This window comes from Shewanella sp. 10N.286.45.A1 (genome assembly GCF_041470405.1).
Lineage (GTDB): Bacteria > Pseudomonadota > Gammaproteobacteria > Enterobacterales > Shewanellaceae > Shewanella.
The window spans coordinates 1-19823 of sequence record NZ_JBFRMK010000181.1; the positions used below are offsets into that span (position 1 = coordinate 1).

Genomic DNA, 19823 nt, shown 5'->3' on the forward strand with positions numbered 1-19823 from the left:
TACTTAATGCTATTGGTATTATCATTGCTCAAGCTGCCACCCTATTCACCAGAGTTAAACTCAATAGAACAAGTTTGGCAGTGGCTCAGACAAAGATGCTTATCTAATAGAACGTTCTCAGGCTTTGATGACATTGTTGAGCAGGTATCCATAGCGTGAAATACCTTTATTTCAGATCTAAATAGAGTCAAAAGTTTGTACTGGAGAGATTGGATTAAATTGGTCAATTAGTAAATGCAATTGGTATTAATTGGTAACCGTTATGTCATTGAACATAATGCCAAAAAGTATGATTATTACGACAGTATAAAATTTGCAGGTAGTGAAGGGATTTCATCTCCGCTTTTTGTCGGATTTAGCCATAAAGATCTTGAGCAGAACTATGCCAATAAATTCGCAGAAGGGATACAGAACATCAAAGAAACGGGTCAATATCAAGCCATTCTAGATAAGTATCATATCGAGCCTTGGTAAAACAAGTCAGTATGAACTCCCCTATTACACTATCATTTTAAACAAAAAAACCCAGCACTTAGGCTGGGTTATTATCGAATTGAGCATTAGCTTTACAGTTTAAATAAACCGCCTGCTAAAACGGGATATCGTCATCCCAACCGTCATCCAAATCTGGTGTTACATTCTGCTGTGGCTGCGGCGCTGGGCGCTGTTGTGGAGCAGCTGGAGCTGCTTGTGGCTTAGGAGCATATCCACCCTGCTGTGGTGCTTGGTAGCCACCTTGTGCCGGTGCAGCTTGTTGCTGCTGCTGTTGTGGTTGCTGGTAACCACCTTGTGCTGGAGCCGCTTGAGGCTTAGGTGCATAACCTCCTTGCTGAGGCGCTGACTGCTGAGGCTTAGGCGCATAACCACCCTGTTGAGGAGCTTGCTGCTGTGGTTGCTGATAACCACCTTGAGCTGGAGCACCTTGACCTTGACCACGGCCACCCAACATCTGCATTTGACCGCCTTGATCAACAACGACTTCAGTGCTGTAACGATCTTGACCGCTTTGGTCTTTCCACTTACGCGTTTGCAATTTACCTTCTAGGTAAACTTGAGAACCTTTGCGTAGGTATTCACCAGTGATTTCAGCAAGCTTGCCAAACATCACTACGCGGTGCCATTCAGTGCGCTCTTGTTTCTGACCACTTTGATCTTTCCAAGACTCACTTGTCGCCACGGTAATGTTGGCTACGGCATTGCCGTTCGGCATGTAACGAACCTCAGGATCTTGTCCTAAGTTACCCACCAAAATTACTTTATTGACACCACGACTGGCCATTGAAATCTCCTGCTAAATTTTAAAATTTGTACCAATCGACAGAGCGTAACACAGCTTAGGCTACTCTCAAATCGAAAAGCTCAGCAACTTTTAAATAAGCCGGATTAATCGCGAGTGCAGTTCTGCTGGTTAATGATCTCAGTCAACACTAACTGACGATTTTTAAAGAGATTAGCGTGCAAAATAGGAAGATAGCTAGCCAGTAAGAGATAAATCGTCAAACAGCGGATGCTCTACAATATTTCAATGCGACTATCACTCCCCAAAGCAATAATTGCAACAAGCTTTGTTAAAACCGAAAAAGGGCAAGTGATGCTTTCTCCCGAATTACCAAAGCGTATGCAAAGCAGCCTATTCTATAAGGTGGAATTGTTACTTGGCAACCGACGAAAAGTAGAAAGCGCAATGATAGCTGCAACTTAGCTGAGCCCTATAGCCTATTCATCATTTAAGGGGGTAAATTTTCAGAGAGTACTTCAGCCAGCGTTTCCTAGCAGTATTTGACTCTATCGCTTTATGCTAGCGACTGTTTAGTTGGCGATTTAACTGCTGTCTTTAAACATAAAAGCAATACTACTATAATGAATAACAGTATTGCTTCCGTTTATTTCCTAGATTCTCGACATAACCGACTCAAACACTTACTAGTTTTCAGTGCCTAATACCGCTCGTGCAGCTTTCAAGTCAAAATCATCACCTACTTTTAAGTAAGCCACTTTCTCTTCGAGTACCACGATAGCTTCAGACACACCAGCTAATGCAGACAGTTCAGTCGCCATCGCTTTGGCAGCTTGCTTATCAGACACGTCAGCTTCCAATGTGTAGCTCTTGAGTAACACAGGGTTCTTCATACCAAATGTCAGCAAGAACCAAATGCCCATTAAGACCAAGGCAACTGCAAAGACGCCTTCTGCGCCAACTAGTTGATACGCACCACCGCCGAGTAAGCCACCGCAAAAAGCGCCTAAGAATTGGCTTGTGGAGTACACGCCCATTGCAGAGCCTTTATCACCCACTGGACAAAATTTGGCAATCAAGCTTGGTAAAGACGCTTCTAGATAATTAAAGCCAGTAAAAAACAACACCACTGCAATGCTCAATACCATCAGATTGTTGGCAAATAGTGCCATTGAACCCAATGCCACCATCATTATGAGCAAGGCAACTTGGAACATCGCTTTAGTATTATTGCGTTTAACACCAATAATAATCAGCGGCACCATTAAGAAAAAGGCCCCCATAAATGCTGGGAAATACAGCATCCAATGTTCCTCTTTGGCAAGTCCTGCATCGACTAGGTCCAAAGGCAGTGCCACAAACACAGCGGTCAGCACTAAGTGCAGAATAAAGATACCAGCATCGAGTCTAAATAACTGCGGGTCAATCAACATCCGGCGCAGTTTTTCAGGTGCAGCAACTGTATCGCCTTTCGGTGCTTGTGAGATAGGATTCGGCACCAAAAGCTGTACAATCAACATCCCTAATACAGCTAAGCCGGCTGTCATAAAGAACAGACCCGATAAGCCTAAATGTTGGGCAACAATAGGGCCGACAAGTAATGATAAGGCAAAGGAAAAGCCAATACACATGCCGATAATTGCCATCACTTTGGTGCGCTGTTCATCGCGTGTTAGATCAGCAGCCAATGCCAGTACCGCGGCAGCAATAGCCCCCATCCCCTGTAGGGCTCGACCTGCGACCACGCCATAAATTGTTTCTGCATTGGCAGCAACTAAGCTGCCAAGAGCAAAGATCAGTAAGCCAATTAAAATTATGGGTTTACGACCATATTTGTCAGATAAGATCCCCATTGGGATTTGTAGAATGGCTTGCGTTAAGCCGTAAGCACCAATTGCAATACCCACCCATAACGGTGAAAAGCCTTCTAGATGCTGCCCGTAAAGTGCGAAGACAGGCATGATCATAAACAGACCCATCATGCGCAATCCAAATACACTGGCTAAAGAAAACGCTACTTTTTTCTCAGTCTTCGAAAGTCCGTTATTGGCCATTGCCCTCGCCCTGATCAGTGAACTCTAAATAAGGCGCGCAGTTTATCACGAAGTTTTTCAATAGCCCAAAAGGAAAAGTAAAAGATGTATAGTCAAACCCTCTTTTAAGCATTAGCGGCAAACCCGCATGCATGCTTGGTTTTGCTAACTTTTCCTGTCAACAGGCTATATTTCTCCTACAATTGATAGCTTACTTTGTCTATTGCCTAAGGTAAATTTGTGAGATACTTAACCACTTTTTTCGGCTTTGAGATCTGAACGCTAGATGGAAAATATTGAAGTACGTGGCGCTCGTACCCACAATCTTAAAAACATCAACCTAACCATACCTCGCGACAAGCTTATTGTTATTACCGGGCTATCAGGTTCTGGAAAATCATCTTTAGCATTCGATACCCTGTATGCAGAAGGTCAACGACGTTATGTTGAGTCACTCTCAGCCTACGCTCGTCAGTTTTTAAGTTTGATGGAAAAGCCCGATGTTGATCACATCGAAGGCTTGAGCCCTGCTATATCTATCGAGCAGAAATCAACCTCGCATAACCCACGTTCTACCGTGGGTACTATCACCGAAATCTATGATTATTTGAGACTGTTGTTTGCCCGAGTTGGCGAGCCACGCTGTCCAACTCACGGCGAGCCATTAGCTGCACAAACAGTCAGTCAAATGGTAGACAAAGTGTGCGAAATGCCTGAAGGCAGTCGCCAAATGCTGCTTGCCCCTGTGGTGAATGCACGTAAAGGCGAACACGTAAAGCTACTAGAGAGCCTGTCGGCGCAGGGCTATATTCGCGCTAGAATTGACGGCGAAGTGTGCGATTTAACCGATCCACCAGAACTCGACTTACACGTTAAGCACACCATTGAAGTGGTCGTCGATCGCTTTAAAGTCCGTGATGACATTAAGCAGCGCTTAGCAGAATCATTTGAAACCGCCCTTGAACTATCTGGCGGGATAGCAAAAGTCACCAGTATGGATCCTGTTGAGGGACATGTAAAAGCAGAAGAGCATGTGTTTTCAGCCAATTTCGCCTGCCCTGTTTGTGGCTACTCTATGGCGGAACTTGAACCGCGCATTTTTTCATTCAATAACCCAGCAGGTGCATGTCAAACCTGTGACGGTTTAGGCGTACAGCAGTATTTCGATCCAGAAAGAGTGATCACCAATACTGAACTGTCACTCGCTGGCGGCGCGATTAGAGGCTGGGATAGACGTAACTTCTATTATTTCCAAATGCTCAGTTCTTTGGCTGAACATTATAAATTTGATATAGAAAAACCTTTCGAACAGTTAACCGATGATGTCAGAAACATCGTGCTTTACGGTTCAGGTACCCAAAGCATCGCCTTCAAATATATCAATGATCGCGGCGATGTCGTGGTTCGGAATCACCCTTTTGAGGGGATTTTGAATAACATGGATAGGCGCTATCGCGAAACAGAATCTAATGCTGTTCGCGAAGAGTTAACCAAGTTTATCAATACTCAGTCATGTAAAAGTTGTGGCGGTTCACGCCTACGTGAAGAAGCACGTAACGTGTTTATTGAAGAGTTGAACTTACCAGTGTTAACCCAGTGGTCTATTGGCGAAGCCATGGATTACTTTGAAAAGCTTGAACTGACTGGCCAACGTGCACAGATCGCCGAAAAGATCCTCAAAGAGGTACGCGACCGTTTGGGCTTCTTGGTTAATGTTGGTCTTAATTACCTCAGTTTATCACGCTCTGCCGACACTTTGTCCGGTGGTGAGGCGCAACGTATTCGTCTTGCCAGCCAAATTGGCGCAGGGCTCGTTGGCGTAATGTACGTGCTCGATGAACCGTCAATTGGCCTGCATCAACGTGATAATGAGCGCCTTCTACAAACGCTTATTCACCTGCGAGATCTCGGTAACACCGTCATTGTGGTTGAGCATGATGAAGATGCTATCCGTATGGCTGATCACGTCATCGATATCGGCCCAGGTGCCGGCGTTCATGGTGGGCAAGTTATAGGTGAAGGTACCCTTAACGACCTGCTTGAGTGTAAAGAGTCTATCACTGGCCAGTATTTATCTGGTGAAAAACAGATCCACATTTCAACCGAGCGAACCCAGTATGACCCCAACAAACTCATTGAGCTTTTTGGTGCTACTGGTAACAACCTCAAAGATGTTGACCTGCAGATCCCTGTAGGACTGTTTACCTGTATTACCGGTGTGTCCGGCTCAGGTAAATCAACCCTAATCAATGACACCTTCTATAAGATTGCTCATATCGAGTTGAATGGCGCGACAGTTGATGAACCCTCACCGTACAAAAGTATTGTCGGGATGGATCATTGCGATAAAGTGGTCGATATAGATCAAAGCCCCATTGGCCGTACACCACGCTCGAACCCCGCGACTTACACCGGGATTTTCACCCCTATTCGCGAACTGTTTGCGGCCACTCAAGAATCTCGTACTCGTGGTTATCAGCCAGGTCGATTCTCATTTAATGTTAAAGGTGGACGCTGTGAAGCCTGTCAGGGTGATGGCTTAATCAAAGTAGAGATGCATTTCTTACCTGACGTATACGTGCCATGTGATAGCTGTAAAGGCCAGCGATACAATCGCGAAACCTTAGATGTTCGCTTCAAAGGCAAAAATATTCACGAAGTGCTGCAGATGACCGTTGAAGAAGCCAGACCTTTCTTTGATGCCATTCCAGCGGTCGCCCGCAAACTGCAAACGCTAATGGATGTTGGTTTGTCCTATATTCGTTTAGGCCAAAGTGCGACCACTCTTTCTGGTGGTGAGGCGCAGCGGGTTAAGCTGGCTAAAGAGCTATCTAAGCGTGATACCGGCAAAACGTTATATATCTTGGATGAGCCGACAACAGGTTTGCACTTTGCAGATATTCAGCTGTTATTGGATGTATTGCATCGCCTTAAATCCCACGGTAATACCATAGTGGTGATTGAGCATAACTTGGATGTGATAAAAACCGCGGATTGGATTATTGATCTGGGGCCAGAAGGTGGTTCAGGCGGTGGTACCATTTTGGTAGTAGGTACTCCTGAAGTTGTCGCTGAGAATACTGAATCACACACAGCACGCTTTTTAAAACCACTTTTAGCAAAGTAAGAGATCATCCAGTTCAATGACAAGCAGTAATATTTTATTAGCCTCAGGCCTAGCGGTAACGCTAGGCCTGCTAGCTATGGTAGTCGTCGATCCATTATTTGGTCAATGTGCCTCAACTGAAGCCAGAGTCATAAGCAGCGACCCGCAAAGCAGCACGATTTCTCTGCCTAATGGCTCAGTAGCCCGAGTCGATGTCGGTAACTTAGCACCGCAATCCCAAGTGGTTGTGGGCGCAAAACAACGGCTTTTTTCAGGAACACACGAGTACAAGCTAAAGTTGTCGAATATTGATCAATCGGCTAAAAATCAACAAAGTGAGTAACAGTATCGCTATTTAAAGCCATTACCTGTAGGTTGAGTCACTGTTGTAATGGCTTTTTGCATATATAAAGGGACAGTTAAATGCAAAAATTAACGACTCTCTTAGTTATTATCACCACTCTAAGCCTGAATGCCTGTAGTTCAACCTCCCAATGCCAAAAACATCCCAGCACATCATGGGCAGACCAAGCACAGATTAGTCGCGATATACATAAACTGGCTTCAACAGAATTCGCAGGCCGAAAAACCGGTTCTGAAGGTGCTGCGTTAACAAGAGACTATCTCATTCAACGGTTTCGACAGGTCGGGCTTGAGCCTTGGCAAGGTAAATTCCAACATCCATTTAGCTTTACTAAATCTTTTAGTGACAGAGTCGGAATTAATATTGCTGGCGTGCTACTTGCCACGGCACCAACCAGTAAATGGCGAGTTGTTCTCGCCCATTATGACCATCTTGGCCACAAAGGCTCTCGCATATACTACGGTGCAGATGATAATGCCTCGGGAGTCGCAGGCTTACTGCAACTTGCCGAGCACGCCGCTAACAAAGGCAGTCCAATAAACTTACTTTTTGTTGCAACAGATGCTGAAGAGCCTGGACTTTATGGCGGTTATGCACTTGCTGATGAATTGAAAAATATTAGCAGCCAACCGCAAATGCCCCAGATTGAGCTTGCTATCAATTTGGATATGATTGGCCGACCCGATCGTCGCAGCGCCATCTATATCGAAGGAGCAAGGCGATTTGACTCATTCGATAAAATGCAGCAACTAATGACTCAATCAAACCAACTTTGCATAAAGACTCGTCAGCCAAAATCATTCGACGGCAGTGTTATCAGTGTTGATCTATTACGTGCATCAGATCATTACGCAATGCACAAAATAGGGATCCCCTGGCTTTACTTTGGCGTTCCAACACATAGAGATTACCATCAACCTAGTGATATCGCAGATAAAATAGATATTAGCTTTGTCGCCACTACAGTGGAATCTGCTTACCAACTGTTGGTTATCGACAGTTTTCTTCTGAAAAACGCCCCATAAAAGCCACGTTCATTGATTTTTATTTTACTGTAAGTCACTAACTGGCCTAGTATTTGCTTTGAATATAGAGAAAAATAGCATCATTAAATGGTAATACCAATTATACCCTGCTATACTAGTCGGCTTACTGATACGTTTTCGGTGCGGGAAGTCGACACGGGGTTGATTTTCTGTCTATAAACATAAGTGCTTTATTGCACTCTGCTATTCCACAAGGCTACAACCCATGTCATCCAGTGAAAAAACTTTCCGCGAACTCGGTCTTGCCGAGCCTTTGTTGCGTGCTCTTGATGAGCTCGGTTACGAAAAACCAACTCCAATCCAAGCTGCGAGTATCGATCCTCTCATGGCTGGAAAAGATATTTTAGGTCAAGCTCAAACAGGTACAGGTAAAACTGGTGCATTTGCACTGCCTCTACTAAACAGCATTGATCCAAATACTCATTCTCCACAAATCTTAGTACTTGCACCAACACGTGAACTAGCTGTTCAGGTTGCTGAAGCATTTGGCAGCTACGCTAAATTCATGAAAGGCCTACACGTTCTACCTATTTACGGTGGACAAAGCATGCATCAACAACTGAATGCATTGCGTCGTGGACCACAAATCATTGTTGGTACTCCAGGTCGTGTGATGGACCATATGCGTCGTGGCACTCTTAAGTTAGAGTCACTAAAAGCAATGGTACTTGATGAAGCTGATGAGATGCTAAAAATGGGCTTCATCGATGATATCGAATGGATCCTTGAGCACACACCTAAGCAACGCCAACTAGCGTTATTCTCAGCGACTATGCCTGAGCAAATTAAGCGTGTTGCTAACAAATATTTATCAGAGCCTGTACACGTTAAAATCGCAGCAACAACAACGACTGTTGAAACGATTGAGCAGCGTTTTGTACAAGTATCACAACACAACAAACTAGAAGCATTAGTTCGCGTTCTAGAAGTAGAGAAGACAGAAGGTATTATTATCTTCGTTCGTACTCGTAACAGTTGTGTTGAGCTAGCTGAAAAGCTAGAAGCTCGTGGCTACGCTTCATCACCACTACACGGTGATATGAATCAACAAGCGCGTGAACGTGCTGTTGACCAACTCAAGCGCGGCAAGCTAGACATCATCATCGCGACTGATGTTGCAGCACGTGGTCTTGATGTTGAGCGTATCGGGCACGTAGTAAACTACGATATCCCATATGATACTGAAGCTTATGTTCACCGTATTGGCCGTACTGGCCGTGCTGGTCGTACAGGTATGGCGATTCTGTTCGTTACACACAGAGAGATGCGTATGTTGCGCACCATCGAACGTGCAACTAAGAGCCGCATCTCACCAATGGATATTCCTAGTCCTGAAACAGTGACTGAGCGTCGCTTGTCTCGTTTAGGTGAGCAAATTGGCGAAGTCATCGCTAAAGACTCTTTAGACTTCATGAAAGGCGCAGTTGCAAAGCTATGTCAGGAGCTAGAAGTTGATACAGATGTACTTGCTGCAGCTTTACTGCAACAAGTTCAGAAAGATCGTCCACTACAATTACCGTCAATGAACGAACGTCAGCGCGACAACCGTGATGACCGCAATTCACGTGACCGTAACGATCGCAACTCCCGTGACCGTGGTGACCGTCCTCGTCGTGAATCTCGCCCTACGCCAGCTAACATTGGCTCAGCAGACTCACTGAAGGATAACCCAGATGTTAAGATGTGCCGTTACATCATCGATGTAGGTCGTGATAATGGTGTTGGCGTTGGTAACATCGTTGGCGCTGTTGCAAACGAAGCAAACATCGACAGCCGTTACATTGGTCAAATCCAATTATTTGATCAAGTCACTGCAATCGATTTGCCAGATGGCATGCCAAAAGATGTGTTAGCGCACCTTAAAAAAGTGCGTGTATGTGGCCGCCCATTGAACATTCGCGAAGCTGCGGGTGAGAAGTTCGAGAACACTTCAGGTGGCGATAGCCGTCCTCCACGTCGTCCTCGTAAGCCTTCTGGCGACCGTCGTCCTTCTGGTGACAGAAAGCCGCACCGTAAAGGTCCAGCTGGCGAGTAATACTGCCAACTAATACATTATCGTCAGTTTCTCTTCATTGGAAATTGACAAAATATTCTATAAAAAAGGAGCCTGTTGGCTCCTTTTTTGTATCTAATACTTAGCCCTATTAGGCAATCAAAACTATTAGACATGATTTCATCATTATACCAATACCATTAAGGGTACACTCAGCTCAGAGCTTTATCAGGGCTTTCAGTTCAAGCCGCGTTAGGGAATAAATGGTTATTCCCTTTGAGACAATGCAACCTAGCAGTGAAAGTCCACTGAGACGCTCACAACGTACGACTGATATTTAAGGCATGGGGAAATCACTTAATACAGCGCATGTGGCATTCGATAAAGAATAGCTATTAGCAATAGGCTACTTACTTGTCTAAAGTGATTTAAACTCCCACTGAATGAGCAACTCTTTAATGGAGTTGCTATTACACTTTAAAATAATAGGTTTTGATCGCACAGCTTGGCTAATCTGTAGGACACATGCCAACCTTACGCCATTCTTCGTAGGGAGCTTGATGCAACGAAGGTGCAGCATTTTTACTCCAATAATTGGCTTCAAAAACCTCACCATTAAATGTAACTTGATCGCCGTTTAGATACGCCTTGTTTTCGTACCAAGCTTTAGGGCAAGCTGATGCTGGGATGTCACAACCATTCTGCTCAATATAGTCATATGACGCTTTGGTATTAATAAGACCATAACCAAATTGATCATCACGCCCCTCCTCCCCGAGATCTGTCGCTGTATAGTTCAATACCTCTCGAATTTGAGTGCTATTACATTGTGGGAAGTGACTCCATACTTTAGCTGCAATCCCTGAGACATGAGGTGTGGCCATTGATGTGCCCCATTTATACCCATACTTATACTGGTTATACGCAGTTAACATCAAGCCGTTCGCATTGATAAAGCGCCCTACTAAAGAAGATACCGTCAGAGTAGGAAATTCAGTCGCGTAATTAATATTGTGGGCAATTTCACTGACCCAGCTGGATACATATGAAGGTACGTCAAAATAAGTGATAAGTACTTCACCATTACTGGATTTACAAGATTGTGTTGCGATGTCCAATTTAGCTTTACTTGCGGCAGAGATCTCACCAGTAAAGTACTGCTCAGCAAAAGTGTCAAAGTTAATCTTAAACAAGCATTGCTCATTTAATTGAGATATCAAAGGGTAAGATATATTACCTGCATCAATTTGCTTAAACTGTGACCAATAATAAAGGCCGTCCAAACCATTAAATTCAAAATATTCTATATTGACTGATTCACTATCAACTGTTGATAGTACCCTGCTTCCTGGTGCTGCAATTTCAACCGCATCATTAACAGCAGAAAAACTGGACAAATTAGTTTGCTCATCTATCGACGCTACTGACATCACATTCAGATATGAAGCTGGATACATATAAGCGTCGTTGCTGGGTGCGGTTGAACCATGATTACCTGCTGCGGCAATAATTAAAATTCCTTTATCAGCAATGCGATCAAAAACATCACGTTCAGTCTCTGATGATGCATAGCCTCCCAGTGACAAGTTAATGATGTTGGCACCTTGATTGGCGCATACTTCCATGGCTTCTAGAATATGTGACACCCGCATAATAGAGTTTTCACCTGAAGCTGTTTTTGTTAATTTTTGAATGTAGATATCTACAGCACCATTTGCAACAACGCCCACTATACCCTTACCGTCTTCATTTGCAGCAATGGTTCCAGCAACATGAGTGCCATGATCTGACGCATCGTTATACCAAAAGTGAGAGTAACTGCTATGGTTTCCTGATACGTTGGTCTGCTGGAACTCATTATGGTTACCTTGAATACCAGTATCTATTACACAGACTTTAATACCATTATTGTCGGGCTGTGGTATTTTGTCCGCTTGAGTTAATCCAATACCATAAGGTGTTACTTCTTGATGCTCTAACGCTTCAAAATCTGCATTTATATAGTTTGTTAAGCTTATATCACTCTTACCTTTTTCTAGCGAAAATGGCTCGCTTGAGAGAGGAAGAACAATATTACGCTCAACATCTTGCTCAACACGGATCCCATCGAGTTGGCTTAATGCTTCAGCCTCTGAGGCAGTTAAGCCTATCAAAGCTACAGTTCCAGCTGTTAACGTGGTTATGTTTTTAATTAACTTCGCTTGATATTGAGCAGGTATAGCCCCCTGCTGATAAGTAATTAGGTAATTTTGAGTATTAGTGTCATTAAACTCCGTGGTTGCATTAGCGTAAAATGCAGTTGTAGCCGCTAAGCCAAGGAGTATTCTTTTGAGTAGAGATGTCATAATTTCCCTTAGTGTTGACGATTGAGTTCCTCTCAAACAATCAACATATTTACCGCTAAAGGAGTTGAAGTCCACCACCTACGATTGATTAAAACGATATATCTTATCCAAAAGACAGCCGCGCATCAGAAAAAGAGCAACTAAACTTGATCAAATATCATAGAGAGCTGTTTCTCAAGTAACTTAGTTATGTTACTTAATTTGTTTATAAAGTTGACTCTCCTCTTCCAGCTTCAATTTCTTTATACACGCCTGACATAAACAAGATTTACTATCTAACACGCTACTAGCTAGCTTTTCACTATCTAGCACAGTCTTCGCAGGAAATGGTTGCGAGAGGCACCAGCACTGCTCAATACTCTCGCCTTGCTGCACGGCGCAGCGATTTTCAGATTGGCATAGTGGGCAGGTAGTAGCGTCTAAAGTCATTCATTTCACCTGCTATTTTATCGATCCGCTGGATGATTAATTCCATCGGGCATGGCGACATTGGTCAGCTCATATGGATTAACCCCATCAATACACGCCACATTTATGCCAAATTGATTTGGATTAGAGCGGCGTTGATGATGAGTGTATATACCGCAGACACTACAAAAATAGTGCTTAGCAGTAAAAGTATTAAATTGATACAGCGATAGTTTGTCATTACCACTAATAACCTCGAGCCCATCAAGTTCAGCGGAAGTCACTATAGTGCCTCGACGGCGGCACATGGAACAGTCGCAACGCCTTAAGTCTGTCACCCCTTGGGGTAGGTTTAGAGACAACTTAACTGCGCCACAATGGCAACTGGCGGTATGTGTTTGCATCAAAGCCTATACTCCAAATATCAGAACAAAGTTCAATGTAACAAAAAGGGCTCGCGCTAGCGAACCCTGTTGATTCCGTACAGTGCACTAAACGGGTTAATTACTGCGCTTAGGATTGATAGGATAAGCGTTACTGCCCAGCTCTTTATGTCCATTTACACTGCTACCGTAATAGCCTTGATGTTTATGATACTTCTCTTTCAGGGCTTTAATATCACCCTCAAACCTAGGGTCTTGTGGCCGCTCTTGAGCATTAATAAAGGCGGCAACATCCCACGCATCTTGGTTACTTAGCTGGTAACTTTTACCAAATGGCATATTTTCATAGACAAAATAGGCTGCGGTATTAACTCTGTGCATACCTGCTCCCCAATTGAAGCTTTGAGGGCCCCAGAGTGGCGGCAGAGAGTAAACCCCCGATGTTTCATAACCTTGCCCGTCATCACCATGACAAGACTGGCAATGAGCTACATACACTTTCTTGCCTCGCTCTGGCGAATAAGCTTGCACTGGTTTGGCAATTTTAGGGTAGCCTTTACCCGGCAGAGACGCACGCTGCTCAAACGTCATGGCACTTTTTATTGACTCAGGTAAGGGGATTTCGTCGCGCTTCCCTCCCCCCCTTAACAGTTCGCTATCAGATAGTTCCGGCACCGGACTATCAATCCCAGCTTGCTGCATCAAACCGCTCATTCCTAACCAGTATGAATAAGCCGACAAAGCGACCAGTTCTTTGCTTGCAGATGCTGGCGGATTGCCATTCATTGAATAGGTAAAACACCCTTGTAGACGTTCTTCAAAACTGTTTACTTTATCATTCTTTTTCCGGTATGCGGGATAAGCAAAGTAGGCCGCCCACAATGGTGCAGCATTGGCTCGTCGCCCTGCATCCATATGGCAATTAGAGCAGTTAAGATTATTACCTACGTACGCATCCCTCATCTGCTGAGAGTTAACAAACAGCTGGTAACCTAGGCGAACTTTGTCGCCAAATTCCCCCTCAGGAATAGTGCTTAGCGGTGCTGGCGTTAGTTAGGTATGTTTGTCCTTGCTGCTTAATTTTAGCATTAAGCTCTGCCTGTTTATCGGGTAGTTCTTCTGCCTGTACAACAGCACTGAAACCAATATTGAAAGATAGACTAATAACGAGCCAACTAAAATGATGTAATTTCATGGTTAACTCCTTATTTCAATTCTGAAAAATATTTGGCTAATGCATCAATTTCTGCACTTGTGAGCTTACCTGCGATGGTGCCCATCACGCCGTCCTGATCACCACTTCGGGTACCTTTCTGCCAAGCAAGTAACTGGCTTTTGATATAAGAAGCTTGTTGACCTGCAAGCCTTGGGAATTCACCAACACCATGCCCCGAAGGCCCATGACAGGTGACACATGCAGGAATCACCCGTTGCCAACCGCCCTGATAAACTAACTGTTCAGTTGGATCTGTATAGACTGCTTTCTCTCCACGTAGATGCGGTGTAACCATAGGCACGTCAAAGGCAGAAAAATACTCAGCAACCGCGACAATGGCATCCCCCAGCAAGGTCATCGCCATCGGTTGCATTGTTGAATTTTGTCTTTTACCTGACTGGAATAGTTTAATTTGCTTCACTATATAGTCTGATGGCAGCCCTGCCAATCGAGGACCTAAGGGTTCAACACCTCGCCCTTGAGAACCATGACAACTGCCACACAGCGCAGCCTGAGGCGGCATAGCTGCATAAGATGCACTACTTAACATAAGTAAAGCCAACATTATGAATCCACGCTTCATTATCGCACCTCCATCTATAGATATGTTAACAATAGCGTTTTGAAACTATTTGCTTTACTAACGACAACTAAAATTCAAGAAAATTTAACTTCATAAGCTAAAGCTCGACACTCCAGTCTAGCAATGCAAGCAACAAAAGAATCTTCTTTCGTGCACTCCATAACCACTATGCCATTACCTCCAATTTGCTAAACTTGGAATTTAAGGTTATCTACAACTTTGGAATATACAGGCGGAGGAGTGTTTATAGTTTGGCAATATGAGGCATTAACATCACCAATCATCTGTGAGTCATGGTTATAAACCTCTTCAACAGAGTATTCTACGACTTTACTTGTCTCGTAAGCATCAACAACATAGGAAGGAGTTAAATTGGTGCGAAACTGGACGCCCTGACAAACCGTCATGCCCAGAACCATAAGCAATATAGCGAGGTATTTTATGTGATTTTCCATAATCAAATTTGTCTTATGTTGAAAAATACCCAAATAATCTAGTAGCTTAATAGGCCCTACTCAACTAATGAACAACTCAAAATAAGACCAATACCTTTGGACCCAAAGCGTTGCTTTAATCACACTTAATGGCGATTCAACTGATGGGTCAGAGTATATGCGGCTCAACCTAATTTAACTAAATAAGGTTAGCGTTAATAAGTGGAGAGCTTTCATAAAATGTTGAGAGCAACTATAGCTTTATCAAACTAAAATTTTTGTCTCATACAATTGTCAGATAATCGACTTTTAGAGCTCTTCTGCTGACAACTCTAAACAGGTATAGCCGGTAATAAAAAAGTGCATTCCATAAACTGAAATGCACTCACTATTAGTTGACGATATCTTGCTTAGAGTAGCTACTCTTGCAGTAGGTCTCGACAGATATGTGCCAGATCAGATTGCACTGCCGCAGCGGTAACCTGACGACCCGCACCGGGTCCACGAATAATAAGCGGGTTGTCCTGATAGAATTTACTGCGGATAACAAATACATTATCCCCTGGGGTCAAATTAGCATATGGATGACTATTATCAACCCATTGTAAGCTCACTTCAGCTTTAAGCTTGCCATCGACTCTGTCTAATGCAGCGACGTAACGCAGCACTTTATCTTGCTCAACTGCTGCAAGATATTGCTGTAGCATGTCTTCATCTAACTCATTTATACGCGATAAAAATTGCTCAAGCGGCAACTCAGCAAGATGCGCGGGTACCAAGGATTTTAGCTCTATATCTTCAAGCTCTATCTCTAAACCAATTTCACGAGCCAAAATAAGCAATTTGCGCTGCATGTCGCGACCAGACAGGTCATCTCGCGGATCGGGTTCGGTGATCCCAAGTCCACGCGCATCGATGACTAGCTCAGAGAAAGGTTTAACGGCATCGTAGTTTTCAAATAACCAACATAGAGTGCCAGAAAAAATCCCACCAACCGCTTCAATGCTGTCGCCACTATTGTGCAGATCATTAATAGCATGCTGCACGGGCAGACCGGCACCACAACTGGCGTTATAACGCCAAAATAATCGGCGATTCCCCAGCTGTAGCTTCAACTCGCGATAAAAAGGTAATGGGCCAGAGCCTGCAAGCTTGTTAGCACTGACAACATGAATACCACGGGCAAAAAACTCAGGGTATTGCAATGTAAGATCAGCACTCGCACTGATATCAAGCGCTACAACCTCATCGCATTCAAGTCCCTGCAACTCTTCAAAAAGATGACTGTACTGCCATGGAGTTGCCTGTTGTTCAAATTCACTTTTCCAGCTATCAAGGGCTATGCCCTTATCGCTGATCAAAGCTTTACGTGAACTCACCAGCCCCACTAAATCAACACTTGCTTCAAGCTCTTTATTTAACGCAGTTCTAGCGCCATCAAACAGATCTATCCATGCCTCACCAATATTGCCTACACCTAATAACAGTACACCAATACGTTTGCGTGGGCCTGCGCAGCGACGATGTACCTTCTGAGTTAGCAAATTCACCTGCGTCTGTGGCACCAACGTCACTAAACTCATACCGTCATTAAACAATGGACGTGCATTACGACTTAATAGTCTGGCAAAACCACGGCGGTAAAGGTCTGCGTCGGCACTGACTAAGGCGACTAATCCCAGATCGTCTCTTACCTGAACATCTGTAATTCCTAAGGCATCGCTATTGGCATCAAGTAGCGCTTGCACTTGCTTCTGGTTCTCAAGCGTAACGGTTAATTCAACGCGCTTCTGCGCCAACGACCAGTGAGCTAATGGATATAGCCCTGAATCAATCAATAGATTAAGCAGTTCAGAGAAAGCACCATTCAGCTGGATATTAAACAGAGATACACTATTAAGATTGGTTACTACAGGTGCACTAGCTGAAGAGCTTTTAGGCGCAATCAAGGTAAAGTCTGTATGAGACGCATAACTAGATCGCACTGCTAGGCTAACTTGGGTATCAAATAGTGGCTGCAAAGTGCGGTTATGCAATACTGGCGAGCCTAAATGCGCTAACCGATTGGCTTCATCTAACGACAAGCTACTCAATAGTTTTGCATCATTGATCTTGTTGGGGTCGGCGTTAAATACACCTTCAACATCAGTCCAAATAGTTACCCGTTCGATATCAGCGAGACTTGCGATTAGCGTAGCACTAAAATCTGAACCGTTACGGCCCAGAAGCAAGGTGTCACCATTGTCATTTGCACAGATAAAGCCAGTAATAATCAGTCGCTCGTTAGGGTGAGCGGCAATCAGCTTTTGTACTCTTTGACGTGACTCTTGCAATCTAATCTGTGGCACTGCGCCTTCATCTGCTATCAATAAAGTACGTGCATCTACGTCAGATGCAGCAACCCCAGACTCGCGCAGTAACGCTGCCAATAAGCGGGATGACCAACGTTCGCCAAAGCTCACCACTTGGCTGCTCTGGTAATCATTGATAGCCGTTAACGAAAGTAAGCTTATCAACTGCGCTTTATCATTCGACAGTCGCTCTCTTAAGGATCGAGCTTGCTCATTAGATAACAACTGCTCTATCAGCTTTTGCTGAAAACTGATTAAGGTTTGCAGCTCTTCCTGCCAAAGCTGCTTAGTCGTGCTCAGCTCAAGCAGGCGGTAGAGAAAATTGGTACTTTTACCTGCTGCGGAAACCACAACTAGATCATCACTATGACCATGAGTCAGGAGAATATGTGCAACGCGACGATAACAGTCTGCGTCGGCTAAACTGGAGCCACCAAATTTATGTAAGTGACAACGTGCCATCCTAAACCCCTTTAATTAACAAGCTACAGCTGCATTAAGCGCAGCTTCAATATCAGCAACAAGATCGTCAGCATCTTCAATACCAACAGAAAGACGTATAAGGGTGTCTTTTACCCCTGCCTCTGCACGCGCTTCTGGTTCCATCGCTCTATGTGTCATGGTTGCAGGCACTGCCACTAGACTTTCTACTCCTCCGAGGCTTTCTGCAACAGAGAAATAATTAAGATTTTTTAAGAAAGCGACTAATTGCTCTTCACCGCCCTTTAACTCAAAGCTAAGCATGGCACCAAAGCCCTTCTGCTGCTTAGCGGCTATCTCATGGCCAGGATGATCTGCAAGACCCGGATAATAGATCTTTTCCACTGCACTATGAGCGCAAAGAGTAGCAAGAATACGCTGGGCATTGGCCTGATGCTCACGAATTCTCACTGCAAGTGTTCGAATTCCGCGCAAGGTAAGATAACTATCAAATGCACCACCCGTTAGCCCCAGTGTATTCGACCACCAATGTAATAGTTCACCTAACTCTTCGTCTTTAGCGACTACAGCTCCACCTACTACATCGCTGTGACCATTAATGTATTTAGTGGTCGAGTGAATAACGATATCAGCGCCAAGTAAGAGCGGTTGCTGCAAGATAGGCGATAGGAAGGTGTTATCAACCACAACTAATGCGCCAACTTCATGGCTAGCAGCGCTAATCGCTTCGATATCAACAACCCGTAATAATGGGTTTGAAGGGGTTTCTAGCCAAACCATTTTAGGTTGTTTGGCAATTGCGCTAGCTAAAGCGACAGCATCAGTTTGATCGACCACCTCTAGCTTAAACTGACCTTTCTTAGCCAGATTAGTAAATAAGCGGTAACTGCCACCATAACAATCATGAGGCACCACTAATAAGTCATCAGGACCGAGTAAACTGGTCGCTAAAGTAATTGCAGCCATACCAGTACAGGTCACCACGCCAGTACTGCCTTTTTCTAATTCAGCAATCGCATCACCAAGAATTGAGCGAGTTGGATTGCCTGAACGGCTGTAATCAAAATCTCTTGGATTTTTGTGACCATCAAAGGAATAATTTGTAGAGAGGTATATGGGAGGTACAACTGCACCATGTTGGGTATCGGACTCAATGCCTTGGCGCACAGCAGCGGTGGCTAGTTTACGCTCGGTCATGTACTACTCCTCTATCTACATTTTCTTATTAGGGATGTCTGGACGTCTAAATGTACCTAAGCTATCCACCCTCGTCAACCAATTTAGCCGTTTAGACGTCCAAGCATTTAGAAATCTATTTGCATTTGTCATAAAATAGAGGCAATAATTTGACTGCGCTGCATAAGGGGTTAAAATCTGCCCCGCATTTTAAAATTACAGGTGAGTCAATGACTGAGTGGAACGGCGATTATATCAGCCCATATGCTGAACACGGAAAAAAGAATGAGCAAGTGAAAAAAATTACTGTCTCTATTCCTTTAAAAGTACTCAAAGTGCTTACCGATGAGCGTACACGCCGCCAAGTGAACAACTTACGTCACGCCACCAACAGCGAATTACTCTGTGAGGCGTTTCTACACGCGTACACAGGTCAACCGCTGCCAAATGATGGTGACCTTTCAAAAGATAAGCCTGACAGCATGCCGGCGGAAGTTAAGCGCCTCATGGATGAAATGGGTATCGAGTGGGAAGAGCTCGAATAACCAAGTGATGACATTGAGGACCTTAGGTGGTCCTCTTTTGATTTTATAGCGCGCTCTATTAATGCCGATCCATTGTTACTGAACGGTTTTGCAAGCAATACAGACAGCGATTTAATAATGTCTGTTTTTTGGCTATAGCGACTTATATACCCGTGCTACCTG

General features: G+C 44.1%; 15 protein-coding genes and 2 pseudogenes. 7 read left to right on the top strand and 10 right to left on the bottom strand.

The window, feature by feature from the left end; genetic code table 11:
• Together AB4238_RS14170 and AB4238_RS14175 are read left to right on the top strand one after the other, a co-directional pair.
• Positions 1 to 231 (top strand): annotated as a pseudogene (locus tag AB4238_RS14170) (transposase); the annotation flags it as partial.
• A 3-nt stretch (positions 232 to 234) separates the two neighbouring features.
• Positions 235 to 474, top strand: a complete 240-nt coding sequence (locus tag AB4238_RS14175) for a hypothetical protein (RefSeq protein ID WP_372034000.1) — start codon at positions 235 to 237, stop codon at positions 472 to 474.
• Between the two features lie 115 nt (positions 475 to 589).
• Here the strand turns inward: AB4238_RS14175 and ssb are convergent, their stop codons facing one another.
• Together ssb and AB4238_RS14185 are read right to left on the bottom strand one after the other, a co-directional pair.
• Positions 590 to 1279 (bottom strand): single-stranded DNA-binding protein, encoded by a 690-nt coding sequence (gene ssb / locus AB4238_RS14180; RefSeq protein WP_372034001.1) that lies wholly within the window; start codon positions 1277 to 1279, stop codon positions 590 to 592.
• 644 nt (positions 1280 to 1923) lie between these two features.
• On the bottom strand, positions 1924 to 3291 hold the full coding sequence (locus AB4238_RS14185; protein ID WP_372034002.1) for an MFS transporter: 1368 nt from the start codon (positions 3289 to 3291) through the stop codon (positions 1924 to 1926).
• 265 nt (positions 3292 to 3556) lie between these two features.
• Here AB4238_RS14185 and uvrA point away from each other — a divergent pair, with 265 nt between their 5' ends.
• The 4 genes from uvrA to AB4238_RS14205 all read left to right on the top strand — a co-directional run bounded on the left by uvrA (position 3557) and on the right by AB4238_RS14205 (position 9821).
• Positions 3557 to 6397: an excinuclease ABC subunit UvrA gene (gene uvrA / locus AB4238_RS14190; protein ID WP_372034003.1), complete on the top strand. Its 2841-nt coding sequence runs from the start codon at positions 3557 to 3559 to the stop codon at positions 6395 to 6397.
• Between the two features lie 16 nt (positions 6398 to 6413).
• Positions 6414 to 6719, top strand: a complete 306-nt coding sequence (locus AB4238_RS14195; RefSeq protein WP_372034004.1) for a hypothetical protein — start codon at positions 6414 to 6416, stop codon at positions 6717 to 6719.
• An 80-nt stretch (positions 6720 to 6799) separates the two neighbouring features.
• Positions 6800 to 7765 (top strand): M28 family peptidase, encoded by a 966-nt coding sequence (locus AB4238_RS14200; RefSeq protein WP_372034005.1) that lies wholly within the window; start codon positions 6800 to 6802, stop codon positions 7763 to 7765.
• A gap of 226 nt (positions 7766 to 7991) precedes the next feature.
• Positions 7992 to 9821: a DEAD/DEAH box helicase gene (locus AB4238_RS14205; RefSeq protein ID WP_372034006.1), complete on the top strand. Its 1830-nt coding sequence runs from the start codon at positions 7992 to 7994 to the stop codon at positions 9819 to 9821.
• Positions 9822 to 10288: 467 nt separating this feature from the next.
• Here the strand turns inward: AB4238_RS14205 and AB4238_RS14210 are convergent, their stop codons facing one another.
• From AB4238_RS14210 to metB, 8 genes and pseudogenes are all read right to left on the bottom strand, one after another.
• Positions 10289 to 12124 carry a S8 family serine peptidase gene (locus tag AB4238_RS14210; RefSeq protein ID WP_372034007.1) on the bottom strand — a complete coding sequence of 612 codons (1836 nt, stop codon included), beginning with the start codon at positions 12122 to 12124 and terminating at the stop codon, positions 10289 to 10291.
• Positions 12125 to 12316: 192 nt separating this feature from the next.
• Positions 12317 to 12553 carry a cysteine-rich CWC family protein gene (locus tag AB4238_RS14215; protein ID WP_372034008.1) on the bottom strand — a complete coding sequence of 79 codons (237 nt, stop codon included), beginning with the start codon at positions 12551 to 12553 and terminating at the stop codon, positions 12317 to 12319.
• A 17-nt stretch (positions 12554 to 12570) separates the two neighbouring features.
• Complete coding sequence (locus AB4238_RS14220; RefSeq protein WP_372034009.1) at positions 12571 to 12936, bottom strand: GFA family protein; 366 nt, start codon at positions 12934 to 12936, stop codon at positions 12571 to 12573.
• Positions 12937 to 13032: 96 nt separating this feature from the next.
• Positions 13033 to 14110, bottom strand: a pseudogene (locus AB4238_RS14225) (c-type cytochrome).
• 10 nt (positions 14111 to 14120) lie between these two features.
• Positions 14121 to 14696 carry a cytochrome c gene (locus tag AB4238_RS14230; protein WP_372034010.1) on the bottom strand — a complete coding sequence of 192 codons (576 nt, stop codon included), beginning with the start codon at positions 14694 to 14696 and terminating at the stop codon, positions 14121 to 14123.
• 206 nt (positions 14697 to 14902) lie between these two features.
• Positions 14903 to 15121, bottom strand: a complete 219-nt coding sequence (locus tag AB4238_RS14235) for a hypothetical protein (protein WP_372034011.1) — start codon at positions 15119 to 15121, stop codon at positions 14903 to 14905.
• A 446-nt stretch (positions 15122 to 15567) separates the two neighbouring features.
• Positions 15568 to 17961, bottom strand: a complete 2394-nt coding sequence (locus tag AB4238_RS14240) for a bifunctional aspartate kinase/homoserine dehydrogenase II (RefSeq protein ID WP_372034012.1) — start codon at positions 17959 to 17961, stop codon at positions 15568 to 15570.
• A 15-nt stretch (positions 17962 to 17976) separates the two neighbouring features.
• Positions 17977 to 19137, bottom strand: coding sequence for a cystathionine gamma-synthase (gene metB, locus AB4238_RS14245; RefSeq protein ID WP_372034013.1), 1161 nt, complete (start codon positions 19135 to 19137; stop codon positions 17977 to 17979).
• 209 nt (positions 19138 to 19346) lie between these two features.
• Between metB and metJ the strand changes: the two genes are divergently transcribed.
• Entirely contained in the window at positions 19347 to 19661 is a 315-nt protein-coding gene (gene metJ / locus AB4238_RS14250) for a met regulon transcriptional regulator MetJ (protein ID WP_020914530.1), read from the top strand.
• Positions 19662 to 19823 lie beyond the last annotated feature (162 nt).